At 70.9% G+C, this 11,941-nt stretch carries 12 protein-coding genes; 8 read left to right on the top strand and 4 right to left on the bottom strand.

Annotation, left to right across the window (positions count from 1 at the left end; genetic code table 11):
• Positions 1-173: 173 nt before the first annotated feature.
• The 4 genes from C6376_RS24245 (at position 174) to C6376_RS24230 (ending at position 4,127) form a co-directional block, all read left to right on the top strand.
• On the top strand, positions 174-1,553 hold the full coding sequence (locus C6376_RS24245) for an NDP-hexose 2,3-dehydratase family protein (protein ID WP_107445365.1): 1,380 nt from the start codon (positions 174-176) through the stop codon (positions 1,551-1,553).
• Positions 1,550-2,548 carry a Gfo/Idh/MocA family protein gene (locus C6376_RS24240; RefSeq protein ID WP_254076025.1) on the top strand — a complete coding sequence of 333 codons (999 nt, stop codon included), beginning with the start codon at positions 1,550-1,552 and terminating at the stop codon, positions 2,546-2,548. The genes C6376_RS24245 and C6376_RS24240 overlap by 4 nt, the downstream gene beginning before the upstream one ends.
• 156 nt (positions 2,549-2,704) lie before the next feature.
• Positions 2,705-3,325, top strand: a complete 621-nt coding sequence (locus C6376_RS24235) for a TetR/AcrR family transcriptional regulator (RefSeq protein WP_107445364.1) — start codon at positions 2,705-2,707, stop codon at positions 3,323-3,325.
• Between the two features lie 154 nt (positions 3,326-3,479).
• The gene (locus C6376_RS24230; RefSeq protein ID WP_216825602.1) at positions 3,480-4,127 is read left to right on the top strand and encodes a VC0807 family protein; all 648 of its coding nucleotides are present in this window, start codon (positions 3,480-3,482) and stop codon (positions 4,125-4,127) included.
• Positions 4,128-4,542: 415 nt separating this feature from the next.
• On the opposite strand, the gene C6376_RS24225 is transcribed toward C6376_RS24230, so the two are convergent.
• Complete coding sequence (locus tag C6376_RS24225; RefSeq protein WP_173985718.1) at positions 4,543-5,337, bottom strand: hemolysin III family protein; 795 nt, start codon at positions 5,335-5,337, stop codon at positions 4,543-4,545.
• 216 nt (positions 5,338-5,553) lie between these two features.
• On the opposite strand from C6376_RS24225, the gene C6376_RS46180 reads away from it, so the two are divergent.
• Positions 5,554-5,688, top strand: a complete 135-nt coding sequence (locus C6376_RS46180; protein ID WP_301554703.1) for a hypothetical protein — start codon at positions 5,554-5,556, stop codon at positions 5,686-5,688.
• A gap of 81 nt (positions 5,689-5,769) precedes the next feature.
• On the opposite strand, the gene C6376_RS24220 is transcribed toward C6376_RS46180, so the two are convergent.
• Genes C6376_RS24220 through C6376_RS24210 form a run of 3 tightly spaced genes read right to left on the bottom strand, consistent with a single transcriptional unit; the run spans position 5,770 to position 8,329 of the window.
• Positions 5,770-6,435, bottom strand: a complete 666-nt coding sequence (locus C6376_RS24220) for a 3-oxoacid CoA-transferase subunit B (RefSeq protein WP_107445363.1) — start codon at positions 6,433-6,435, stop codon at positions 5,770-5,772.
• Positions 6,432-7,127 (bottom strand): 3-oxoacid CoA-transferase subunit A, encoded by a 696-nt coding sequence (locus tag C6376_RS24215; protein ID WP_107445362.1) that lies wholly within the window; start codon positions 7,125-7,127, stop codon positions 6,432-6,434. The genes C6376_RS24220 and C6376_RS24215 overlap by 4 nt, the downstream gene beginning before the upstream one ends.
• Positions 7,124-8,329 (bottom strand): thiolase family protein, encoded by a 1,206-nt coding sequence (locus C6376_RS24210; RefSeq protein ID WP_107445361.1) that lies wholly within the window; start codon positions 8,327-8,329, stop codon positions 7,124-7,126. Before C6376_RS24210 ends, C6376_RS24215 begins: the two co-directional genes overlap by 4 nt.
• Before the next feature lie 71 nt (positions 8,330-8,400).
• Between C6376_RS24210 and C6376_RS24205 the strand changes: the two genes are divergently transcribed.
• The 3 genes from C6376_RS24205 (at position 8,401) to C6376_RS24195 (ending at position 11,887) form a co-directional block, all read left to right on the top strand.
• Positions 8,401-9,285 (top strand): LysR family transcriptional regulator, encoded by an 885-nt coding sequence (locus tag C6376_RS24205; RefSeq protein ID WP_107445360.1) that lies wholly within the window; start codon positions 8,401-8,403, stop codon positions 9,283-9,285.
• A 590-nt stretch (positions 9,286-9,875) separates the two neighbouring features.
• Complete coding sequence (locus C6376_RS24200; RefSeq protein WP_173985717.1) at positions 9,876-11,336, top strand: arabinofuranosidase catalytic domain-containing protein; 1,461 nt, start codon at positions 9,876-9,878, stop codon at positions 11,334-11,336.
• A 164-nt stretch (positions 11,337-11,500) separates the two neighbouring features.
• The gene (locus tag C6376_RS24195; protein ID WP_107445358.1) at positions 11,501-11,887 is read left to right on the top strand and encodes a hypothetical protein; all 387 of its coding nucleotides are present in this window, start codon (positions 11,501-11,503) and stop codon (positions 11,885-11,887) included.
• Positions 11,888-11,941: the final 54 nt, after the last annotated feature.

The following is an 11,941-nucleotide window of genomic DNA, read 5'->3' as shown; positions in this document are numbered from 1 at the left end:
GTGGCGGGGCCTGCCGCAAGGGGCGGCGGTCTAGGCGAATGCTCGAATACGAACGGGCACTCTGTGGGGGCGGATTCGGCCGCGCGTCCTTCGGCGCGGGTGCGCGCGACGGCGCCCGCCCTGGTTGATCACGCGAACGGTCGCGCTCCCCGGTCGAGAGAAGGGCTGGATCGATGACTCCGACAATCGCGCCTGCGGTGTCGCACGGCGAGGAGGCCCACACGCTGGCGGCTCTGGCGGTCTCCGCGACGACCGTCGACGGTGGTGTGCTCAGCGACGTGGAACTCGCGGCGTGGCTGGAGGACAGGCGTCGCGCTCAGCCGCAGCGGGTGGAGCGGGTGCCGTTCGCGGGGCTGGCCGGCTGGCGGTTCGAGGAGGGGACCGGCGATCTGCGGCACGCGAGCGGTGGCTTCTTCTCGGTGCACGGGCTGCGGGTCCATTCGGACTTCGGTCCGGTGTCCGTGTGGGAGCAGCCGATCGTCGATCAGCCCGAGATCGGGATCCTGGGGATCGCCCTGCGGGACTTCGGGGGAATACCCCACCTGCTGATGCAGGCGAAGTCGGAGCCGGGCAACGTGAACGGCATGCAGTTGTCGCCGACCGTCCAGGCGACGAAGAGCAACTACAGGCGGGTGCACGGTGGTTCGGCCGTCCGGTACCTGGACTGTTTCCGCAGTCCCGAGCCGGGGGCGGTGGTGGCCGACGTCCTCCAGTCGGAGCAGGGTTCGTGGTTCCTCCGCAAGAGGAACCGCAACATGATCGTGCGGGTCGGTCCGGAGGTGGAGGCGGGCGAGGACTTCGCCTGGCTGACCCTGCGACAGGTGAACATGCTGCTCAAGCAGGACAACGTCGTGAACATGGACGCCCGGACGGTCCTGTCGTGCCTGCCCGACTGGCGGACGGACGCCTCCGCGCTGGCCGCATCGCTGCACCCGGACGCCGAGATACGCAGTTGGATCACTCGGCGACGGGCGGAGCACGACGTGAGCGTGGCTCCGATCGGACTCGCGGACACACAGGGCTGGCGGCACGATCCGCACGCGGTGTCCCACGTGCGTGGACACCACTTCAGCGTGGTGGCCGTGGACGTCGTCTCGGGCCGCCGTGAAGTGGCGGCGTGGTCGCAGCCGCTCATCGAACCGCACGGGACGGGCATCGCGGCCCTGTTCGTACGCCGGATCGACGGCGTACGCCACGTGTTGCTGCGGGCGCGCGCCGAGGCCGGTTTCCTGACGGTGGTCGAGCTGGGGCCGACGGTGCAGTGCACGGTCCAGAACTACTCGCACCTTCCGCGCGCATCGTGGCCGCCCTACCTGGACGAGGTACAGAACCGGCGCGGCAGCGCCGTGTACGACGTGCTGCTGTCGGAGGAGGGCGGGCGATTCCTCAACGCCCAGAGCCACTACGTGATCATCGAGATCGAGGACGAGACGCCTCTGGAATCGGAGGAGTTCCGCTGGGTGTCGCTGCGCCAGGTCGACGAACTGCTGCGCTACAGCCACAACCTGAGTGTTCAGGCACGTACGCTGGTCACCGCGCTGAGGTCGCTGTGACGGCCCCGGCGGCGCCGCCGCTGCGCCTGGGGGTGATCGGTACCTCGTCGATGGCCGAGCGGCGGGTCCTGCCGACGGTGACCCGCATGCCGGAGTGGGAGCTGGTGGCCGTCGCGGGCCGCACGGCGAAGAAGGCGGCCCGCTTCGCGCGACAGTTCGACTGCGCGGCCGAGGAGGACGCCGAGGCGCTGCTGGGGCGAACGGACGTGGACGCGGTGTACGTGTCGACCCCGACGGCCCTGCACCGCCACTGGGCGGAGCGGGCACTGCAAGCGGGCAAGCACGTGCTGGTGGAGAAGCCGATCGGGGTCGACGCCGCCGAAGCGCGTTCCCAGTGCGCGCTGGCAGCGGAACGCGGACTGGCGCTGCGGGAGAACTTCATGTTCCTGCACCATCCGCAACACGCCAGGGTGCGGGAACTGATGGCCGACGGCCGTGTGGGCAGACCGGCCGCCTTCCGTGCCGCGTTCTGCATTCCGCCGCTGCCGCAGGACGACATCCGCTACGACGCCCGGCTGGGCGGCGGCGCGCTGCTCGACGTCGGCGTGTACCCGCTGCGGGCCGCCGTGCACCTGCTCGGGCCCGGACTGGAGGTGGCCGGGGCGACGTTGCGCACCCGCGCCTCGGACGGCCTCGACCTGTCGGGGCAGGTCCTGCTCACCTCACCGTCGGGGGTCCTGGCCGAGCTGGCGTTCGGCTTCGAGCACGCCTACGCGTCGACGTACACGGTGTGGGGCGACAGGGCCCGGCTGACGGTGACCCGGGCGTTCACTCCGCCGGCCACCCACCAGCCGCTGCTCGTCATCGAGGAACAGGACCGTGAGGAGCGGCTGGTTCTGCCCGCCGCCGACCAGCTGGCGCTCCTGCTCGCGGAGTTCGCGCGCGCGGGCCGCTCGGGCGGCGGCGGCGACACCCGGCAGCTCGTGGACTCGATCGCCACGATGGATCTCGTCGACGCCGTCCGCAGGACGGCTCGACGGACGCCGGTGTGCTGACCGCCGACCGCCCGAGGCTGCCGGACCGACGGAGCCCGAGGCTGCCGGACCGACGGAGCCCGAGAGCGGGCCGCAGGGGGCGGGAGAGAGATCTCGGCGAGGCAACAACTGCCAACTCTAGGAAAATCACGATCACGACCCGGTTAATCTGAGGCCATGACGGCCAGAACAACCAAGGCGCACACCAGAACTTTCACACAGAATGCGCGGAGGGCGCAGATAATACAGGCGGCTATCGAAACGCTCGCCGAATCCGGCTACACAAAGGCGTCGTTCAGCAGAATCTCGCAGCAGGCCGAACTGTGCAGTACGGGAATGATCTCGTACCACTTCTCGGGCAAGCCCGAGCTTTTCGCGGAAGCCGCCCGCGTCATCCTCGAAATGGCCGAAAAGGTGGCCGGTATACGCATGGGCGACGAGCGGACGTACCGCGGCAAGCTGAGCGCGTACATCACCTCGAACTTCGACTTCATCACGCGCTATCCGATGCACACCCAGGCGCTCACCGAGATCGTCAAAATGATCCGGGACCGGCAGATCACCGGTCTGGAGGACGTCGAACGCAGCATCATGTCCGTGGACCGGCTTGCCGACCTGCTCGAACAGGGATGTGACGCAGGGGAGTTCGGCGACTTCGACTGCCTCACCATGGCCCTGGCCATCCGTGGCGCCATCGATGCCGTCCTGCGCCGCCATCTTTCCCAGGCGGCGATGGACCTGGATCGGTGCGCCCGCGAACTGACGGTCGCGTTCGACCGCTGCACGACGCCCGTGTGAGACCACGTTCGGCCGGCATGCCCGAGGCCACGACTCCGGAGCACATCTCATGACCTCCCCCACACCCCGCCCTGAGTCCTCGACGCCCACGTCCGCACATTCCGCGACGGCAGCCACCACCACGTCCGAGAGCCCCTCTTCACCCTGGGCCTTCGTGATCACCGTCGTCTGCGACATCGTGCTTCCCGTGGGGCTCTATTACCTGTTACGTGCGTGCGGAGCGGGTGAGATCACGGCCCTGCTGCTCAGCGGTTCAGCGCCCGCTCTGCACACGCTCCACTCCGCGATACGCCATCGAAGGCTGGACGCGGTCGGGGTCTTCACCCTCGCGCTGCTCGTGGTGAGCGCGGTGGCTTCGCTGCTGACCTCGGACCCGCGCATCGCTCTCGCCCGCAACGGCCTGTTCACCGCGCTGGCCGGGATCTGGCTGCTGGTCACCCTGTTCACCGGGCGTCCGTTCACCTACCAGGCGCTGCGCACTCTGCTGCCCGGGAAGACCACGACACTGGAGCGATTGTGGGCGTCCGACGCGTCGTTCCGGCGTGTGTGGCGCGGCCTGACGGTGCTGTGGGGCGTCGGCCTGCTGTGCGACGCCCTGCTTCGGCTCCTCATGGCCTACACCCTGCCCGTCGACAGCGTTCCCGCACTGGACGGCGTCCTGTACGCGATCTCGTGGATCCTCCTCCAGGTGATCACTCAGGTCGTGCTGGTCCGCACCCGCACGCTCGTCAAGATCTTCGGCAACCTCGGACCCCGCCGCGCCTTCGCGGCGACGACTCGGCAGGACGAGGCGAGCGACTGAGCGGACACGGAACGCGATCACGCGGGTGACGGCGCTGTGGTGCGCGGACCCCCTGGGACCGGCCCGGTACCGGCTGTCCGCCGGTGATGGCGTCCCTCGATCTCCGTCGCCGGCGACTGCCGGGCGGCGCATCCGGACGTTCCGCCATGCCGGCCCGGCACCGCGCGCCCGATCGAACGGATACCTCGTCGAGGACGCCCGCGCCGAGGAGATCCCGGTCACCGTCCACGCGGTGCTGCGGGGCGCGATCACGGTGACGCCCCCACTCACCCGGCGCCTGGCCGAACCCTCCGTCCGGCAGGCCCCCGCGTCCGCGGCCGCCCGGCGCGGCCGCCCCGCCGCGCTCACCGGCCGGGACCGAGAAGTCCTCGTCCTGGTCACCCGCGGGGTGACCGACGGCAGGTCGTCGATGCGACTACACGGCCGCGAGGAGGATGGCCGTGTAGTGCGCGGCGAAGGCGGCGATCGTCAGGGCGTGGAAGACCTCGTGGAAGCCGAACCACGAGGGTGACGGGTCCGGGCGCTTGAGCCCGTAGACGACGGCTCCCGCGGTGTAGAGCAGGCCGCCGACGATGACGAGGACGACGACGGCGGCGCCGCCGGTGCGCGCGAAGTCGGGGAGATTGAAGACGGCCACCCACCCCAGCGCGATGTAGCACGGGGTGTACAGCCACCGGGGAGCCCCTATCCACAGGACGCGGAAGGCGATCCCGGCGAGCGCGCCCGCCCACACCACGGCCAGCAGCAGCCGCTGCCGGTCCGCGGGCAGCAGCATCACCGCCAGCGGGGTGTAGGTGCCGGCGATGATGAGGAAGATGTTGGCGTGGTCCAGCCGCCGCAGCACCGCCTCGCCGCGTGGGCCCCACGTACCGCGGTGGTAGACCGCGCTGGTGCCGAACAGCAGGCAGGCCGACACCGCGTACACCGCGCAGGCCGCCACCGCCGCACCCGAGCGCGACACGGCGATCAGGACGATTCCGCCGGCCAGCGCGAGGGGGAACACGCCGGCGTGCAGCCAGCCGCGCATCCGCGGCTTCAGCGCGGCCACCGCCCGTTCCATGCCGCCTTCGAGTGCGGTGGCGGCTGTGGGCCGACGGGTCGCGGCGGGTGACTCCCCCTCGGCCGCGACCCGCACGGTGTCGAAGGCGTGGCCGGGTTCGCGCTGCGGCTCTCGGCCCGGGGACGGCGGCTCAGTTTCGTCGGCGATCATGCGCTCATCTTCTCGAAGTGGTCCGAGCAAGCCGTCCGGCGGGGTGGCGCGCAGCGTCTGCCGGTCACCGGCGGCCGCCGGGCCCGTGGCGCGGGCGGGGTGGTGGTCGTCGTCCGGAGGGGGCGGCCACCGTCGTGTCGGCCCCGCGCGGTCGGCCCGGCGGGTCAGGCCCGGAGGTGGGCGAGGACGGCCAGGACCGTGCGATGGGTGGTGTCCGTGGGAGGACTGAGTACCAGGACGCTCACGGCGATCCTGGGCGCGTGCACGGTGCTCGCCGTGATCTCGGCGGTCGTTCCGGCCGGTCTCCTGCTGCACCGCGGGGCGGTGGCCGGTGGAGCGGGAAGGCGATGACCTTCCCGCCCCGCGGGGGCCCGCTCGAACCGGTCCGCGGCCTCCCGGTCTTCGCCGCCCGCGCGCTTCGTCGCGAAGGGCTCAGTGCGTCGGCGTGATGCCGAGCCGCTCCGCGAGTTCGTCGGCGGCGACGCCGTACGTCTCCCGGATCCGCACGCCGTCGGGGCCGACGTCGAAGACGCCGTGGTCGGTGTAGACACGGCTGACACAGCCGACGCCGGTGAGGGGATACGTGCAGTGCGGCACGAGCTTGGGCTCGCCGGAGCGGGTGAAGAGCGTCATCATCACGTAGACGTCCTTGGCGCCGATGGCGAGGTCCATGGCGCCGCCGACGGCGGGGATGTCGTCGGGCCTGCCGGTGTGCCAGTTGGCGAGGTCCCCGTCGAAGGCGACCTGGTAGGCGCCGAGGACGCAGACGTCGAGGTGCCCGCCGCGCATCATGGCGAAGGAGTCGGCGTGATGGAAGTACGCCGCTCCCGGCAGTTCGGTCACCGGGACCTTGCCGGCGTTGGTCAGGTCGGGGTCGACCGCGTCGCCCTCGGCCTTCGGGCCCATGTTGAGCATGCCGTTCTCGGTGTGCAGCACCACCCCGGACCCGGCCGGCAGGTGGTCGGCGATCTTGGTGGGCTGACCGATGCCGAGGTTGACGAACGCGCCGGCCGGGATGTCCCGGGCGATGACGGCCGCCAGTTCGTCCATCGAGAGCCGGTGGCCGGCGCCGGCCCGGTCGCTTGACGAGGTGGTCATCGTGCCCCCTGCACGGTGTAGCGACGGGCCGCCACCTGGACGACCCGGTCGACGTAGACGGACGGCGTGACGACGGCCTCGGGGTCGAGCGCCCCGGGCTCGACGATCTCGTCGACCTGGACGACGGTCGTCGTCGCGGCCGTGGCCATGACCGGCCCGAAGTTGCGGGCGGTCTTGCGGTAGACGAGGTTGCCCAGCGTGTCCGCGAGGTGCGCGCCGATCAGCGCGTAGTCGCCCTTGATGGGGTACTCCAGCAGGTACGTGCGGCCGTCGATCTCCCGGAGCTCCTTGCCCTCGGCGAGCGGTGTACCGACCGCGGTCGGGCAGTAGAACGCGCCGATGCCGGCCCCGGCCGCACGCATCCGCTCGGCGAGATTGCCCTGCGGGACGACCTCCAGCTCGACCTTTCCCGCGCGATAGAGGCCGTCGAAGACCCAGGAGTCGGCCTGGCGCGGAAAGGAGCAGAGCACCTTGCGCACCCGGCCGGCGGCCAGCAACGCGGCCAGCCCGACGTCGCCGTTGCCGGCGTTGTTGGACACGATGGTGAGGTCCTTCGCCCCTTGCCGGATGAGTGCGTCGATCAGGTCGAACGGCATCCCGGCCAGGCCGAAGCCACCGACGAGGACCGTTGATCCGTCCTCGATCCCGGCGACCGCGGCGTCGGTGCTGTCGACGATGTCCGCCCGGCTCACCGGGTCGCCTCCGTGACGCCGCAGTTCTCGAGCACGACGGCCAGCCCCTGGCCCACCCCGATGCAGATGGCCGCGACGCCGTAGCGCTGCCGGGTCTCCCGCAGCACCTTGGCCAGGGTGGCGAGGACACGGCCGCCCGACGCGCCCAGCGGGTGCCCGATCGCGATGGCGCCGCCCTTCTGGTTGACGAGGGCGGGGTCGACCTTCCATGCGTCGAGGCAGGCGAGCGACTGCACCGCGAAGGCTTCGTTGAGCTCGACCGCGCCCACCCGGTCCCAGCCGATCCCGGCCCGGGCCAGCGCACGGTTCGCGGCTTCGACCGGGGCGTAGCCGAAGGCCTGCGGCTCCAGGGCGCTCACGCCGCGGCCGGCGATGCGGGCGATCGGGTCGGCCCCGATCACGGCCGCGGCCTTCTCGCTGCCCAGCAGCACGGCGGAGGCGCCGTCGTTGAGGGGGCTGGCGTTGCCCGCCGTGATGGTGCCGCCCTGCTCCGGTGTCCGGAAGACCGGCTTGAGCCCGGCCAGCACCTCCGGCGTGGATCCGGCCCTGATGCTCTCGTCGCGGGTCAGGCCGACGCCCTCGACCGGCGCCACGAGGTCGTCGTAGAAGCCCGACTCCCATGCCTGGTGGGCGAGTCGGTGGGAACGGGCGGCGAACTCGTCCTGCCGTTCGCGGGAGATGCCGAAGCGCTCCCTGAGTTGCTCGTTGGCCTCGCCGAGACTGACCGTCCACTCCTTGGGCATCAGCGGGTTGACGAGCCGCCAGCCGAGCGTGGTCGAGACCGCGGTGACGTCGCCGGCCGGGAAGGGCTTCGCCGACTTGGGCAGCACCCACGGCGCCCGGGTCATCGACTCGACGCCGCCGGTCAGCACCACCTCGGCGTCGCCGGTCTCGATCATCCGGCCGGCCGTCATCGCCGCGTCGAGGCTCGAACCGCACAGCCGGTTGACCGTGGTGCCGGGCACGCTCACCGGGAGCCCGGCGAGCAGCGCCGCCATACGGCCGACGTTGCGGTTCTCCTCCCCGGCGCCGTTGGCGTTGCCCCACACCACGTCGTCGATCGCGGCGCGGTCGAGACCGGGCACCCGGGCGAGCGTCGAGGTGATCGCGGCGGCGGCGAGGTCGTCGGGGCGGACCCCGGCCAGCGCGCCGTTGAAGCGGCCGAACGGCGTCCGGGTCGCGGCGTACAGGAATGCACTCATGGCAGTGACGCTAATCCCGGCCCGCGATATTCTGAAGTACGCACATCCGAGCCGATTGATACGGATGACCTATGGATCTGCGTCACCTGCGGTACTTCGTGGCCGTGGCCGAGGAGCGCCACTTCGGTCGCGCCGCCGAGCGGCTGCACATGGCCCAGCCGCCGCTGTCCACGCAGATCCGGCAGCTCGAGGCCGAGCTCGGCGTCGAGCTGTTCCACCGCACGACCCGCCGCGTCGACCTCACCGAGGCCGGCCGGGCCTATCTCGGGCGGGCGCGCGCGATCCTCGCCGACGTCGACGAGGCCGCCCGGCACGCCCGGCTCGTCGCCGCCGGCTCGGTGGGCCACCTCGCGATCGGCTGTGTGGGCTCGGCGACCTACAGCCTGCTGCCCGCCCTCTCACGGCGGCTCACGGAAGAGCTTCCCGGCGTCGACTTCTCCTTCCGCGGCGAGATGCTCGCGCCCGACCAGGTCGAGGCGCTGCGCACCGGCGCGATCGACGTGGCGCTGCTGCGCCCCGTGGCGGCCGGTCCCTCCCTCACCGTGCACCCCCTGCGCCGGGACCGGCTCGTCGTCGCGGTGCCGGCCGGCCACCCCCTCGCCCGCCGGAAGCGGCTGCGCGCCGCCGACCTGGCCGGCGCGGACCTGATCGTGCACTCCGCCGGCCGCCGGTCCGTGATGTACGACGTCGTCCTCGGTCTCCTGCGCGACGCCGGCGTCGAGCCGCACATCCGCCACGAGGTCGGTGAGACCTCGACCCTCGTCACGCTGGTGGCCGGCGGGCTCGGTGTCGCTGTCGTGCCCGGACCCGTGACCGCGTTGGCGCTCGACGGCGTCGTCTATCTGCCGCTGGCCGGACCGGACGCACGGGTGGAACTGGCCGTCGCCCACCGAGCGGACCGCTCCGAGCCGCATCTGGCGCGCACCGTGGGAATCATCCGGGCGATGTTGCGGTAACTCCGTTTCCCGTCGGGCGCGTTCGGCCGGGTGCCCGCTCCGAAGCGGCTCAGGCGAACGGCCGGAACGGCCGTGACATCTTGTTAGCGCACACATTGCGCGAGGCCGGGACCGGTCGACCGCTCGATCCGGAGCACCCAGGAGCGTGCCGGATCACCGGCTCCCCGACCCGACGGCTCCGCGGTCGAGAGACACCGTTCCGGCATAACGGAAATCAAGGTCAAGGAATGGCATGGCCTTTGTTTCCATACTCTTGACTGTTCAACAGTGTTGACCCGATGTTCACACCGGCGTAAAAAGGCGGAGTCACGGGACCGGTCGATCACCGCCAATCGTATGAGAACCGTCCAGGCACACCCCTGGACCAGCTCCGACACAGAGCCACCGACGAACCGTTCACACCCCCGCCCCCCAGGGCTCGGATGAGTGGTGACCTCCGGGCTTCTCGAATGTTAGCGCTCACAATTCCCGGTTCGCCGACCGGACGTCCCCCTGCCGCCCGCGCCTTCGGCGCCGGGCCGGTGAAGAACGCACGACGGAAGAGGTTCACAGTGATAGCCAGACACCTGAAAGGGCTTCGCCTGAGGGTGGTGGGAGCGGTCCTCGCACTGCTCGCCGGCCTCCTGGCCGGGGTCATCAGCACCGCGGGCACGGCCGAGGCCGCCTCGTCCCTGCCGTGCGACATCTACGCGTCCGCGGGCACCCCCTGCGCCGCCGCCCACAGCACCACACGGGCGCTCTACGCCGCCTACAACGGCCCGCTCTACCAGGTCAAGCGCGCCTCGGACTCCACGACCGCCAACATCGGCGTGCTCAGCGCCGGCGGCTACGCCAACGCGGCGGCGCAGGACTCCTTCTGCTCGGGCACGACCTGCATCATCACCAAGATCTACGACCAGAGCGCGAACCACAACGACCTGACCGTCGAGGGGCCGGGCGGCAACGGCGGGCAGGACGTCGGCGCGATCGCCAACGCGCTGCCGGTCACCGTCGGCGGTCACGCGGCGTACGGCGTCTTCGTGTCCGCCGGCGTCGGCTACCGCGACAACAGCACCACGGGCATCGCCACCGGCAGCTCCCCCGAGGGCGCCTACATGGTGACCAGCGGCCACCACGTGAACAACCGCTGCTGCTTCGACTACGGCAACGCCGAGACGTCCGGCAACGACACCGGCAACGGCCACATGGACGCGATCAACTTCGGTACGGAGTGCTGGTTCTCCTGCGCCGGCGCCGGAGCGGGCCCCTGGGTCGAGGCCGACCTGGAGAACGGGCTGTTCTTCGGAGGGAACGGCGCCAACCCGGCCAACACCGGGAACTCCAGCGAATACGTCACCGCCATGGAGAAGAACAACGGCACGACGACCTACGCCATCAAGGGCGGCAACGCGCAATCGGGATCACTGACGACCTGGTACGACGGGGCGCTGCCCAACCTCGGCGGATACACCCCCATGCACCTGGAGGGCGCCATCGTCCTCGGCACCGGCGGTGACAACAGCAACGGGTCCGACGGCTCCTTCTTCGAAGGCGTCATGACCGCCGGCTACCCGACCAACGCCGCCGACAACGCGGTGCAGGCCAACATCACCTCCGTCGGCTACACCACCCCGGCCGTCACCTTCCCCGTCGCAGGCACCGCCTACCGGCTGACCAACCCCAACTCCGGCAAGGTCCTGGACGCGGTCAACTGCGGTACCGCCAACGGGACCTCGGTCGACCTGTGGTCCTCGCTCGGCAACGCCTGCCAGAAGTGGAAGTTCGCTGGCGCGGGCAACGGCCACTACACCATCACCAACGTCAACAGCGGCACGGTCCTCGACGACAAGAACTGCGCGCAGTCCAACGGCACGGCCGTCCAGCTGTGGGCCTCGCTCGGCAACCGGTGCCAGCAGTGGGACGTCACGAGGGTCGGCACCCACTACACGATCTCCAACGTCAACACCGGCATGACGCTGGACGTCGCGAACTGCGCAACGACCAACGGCACCGCGGTGCGCCAGTGGCAGCAGCTCGACAACGTCTGCCAGCAGTGGGACATCGCCCCCTGACCCGGCTCCACGGTCACCGACGGCCCGCCGGACTCATCACCGGCGGGCCGTCTCGCTCCGATCACACCCGCGACATGCCCGCCCTTACGCAAGAGAGGATAATTTACCCATATCGGGTGCGCGTGAGCGGCGTCCCCGCTGACCGCGAAAGGACGGATCGGACCATGTCGAAGAAGCCACGTTCGTCCGAACCACCGCACGGAGAGGGTCCCAGCCGTCACCAGGGCGGCGAGCACCACGGCTGGTCACCCGACGTGGACGAGACGCGCCGGCAGGACAACCCGAGCGCCCGTCGCTCGTTCCACGCGGGTGAGCACGCCGGGGAGCGGGGCCGCGGCCGGACGAGATCCGCGGAGGAGACGAGGTCCGTGCCGGGTGACACCGCCGAGAGTCCCGGCGGGCGCGGTGAGGAGTACGGCGACGCACAGGAGAAGGGCAGGCGCGACACCGGACGCAGGGGCCGCTCCCAGCGACCCAGCGGCACGAAGGACGCCTCCTCGAAGAGCGGTGTGGATCCACAGGACCCGCCGTCCGGACCCCGGGCGGGTTGACCTTCCGATCGGGGTCCGAAGGAGTGCTCTGCCCCACGAGCGGAGCGCGCCCTG

The sequence above is a fragment of the Streptomyces sp. P3 genome (genome assembly GCF_003032475.1).
GTDB lineage: Bacteria > Actinomycetota > Actinomycetes > Streptomycetales > Streptomycetaceae > Streptomyces.
Note: the sequence above shows the minus strand (reverse complement) of the source record. Positions and strands in the feature narration are given on the sequence as shown.

What these genes read in the sequence shown, in the direction of transcription:
- C6376_RS24245 (WP_107445365.1), top strand. Translation starts at nt 174, where the DNA reads ATGACTCCGACAATCGCGCCTGCGGTGTCGCACGGCGAGGAGGCCCAC.
- C6376_RS24235 (WP_107445364.1), top strand. Translation starts at nt 2,705, where the DNA reads ATGACGGCCAGAACAACCAAGGCGCACACCAGAACTTTCACACAGAAT.
- C6376_RS24225 (WP_173985718.1), bottom strand. Translation starts at nt 5,337, where the DNA reads ATGATCGCCGACGAAACTGAGCCGCCGTCCCCGGGCCGAGAGCCGCAG.
- C6376_RS24220 (WP_107445363.1), bottom strand. Translation starts at nt 6,435, where the DNA reads ATGACCACCTCGTCAAGCGACCGGGCCGGCGCCGGCCACCGGCTCTCG.
- C6376_RS24210 (WP_107445361.1), bottom strand. Translation starts at nt 8,329, where the DNA reads ATGAGTGCATTCCTGTACGCCGCGACCCGGACGCCGTTCGGCCGCTTC.
- C6376_RS24205 (WP_107445360.1), top strand. Translation starts at nt 8,401, where the DNA reads ATGGATCTGCGTCACCTGCGGTACTTCGTGGCCGTGGCCGAGGAGCGC.
- C6376_RS24195 (WP_107445358.1), top strand. Translation starts at nt 11,501, where the DNA reads ATGTCGAAGAAGCCACGTTCGTCCGAACCACCGCACGGAGAGGGTCCC.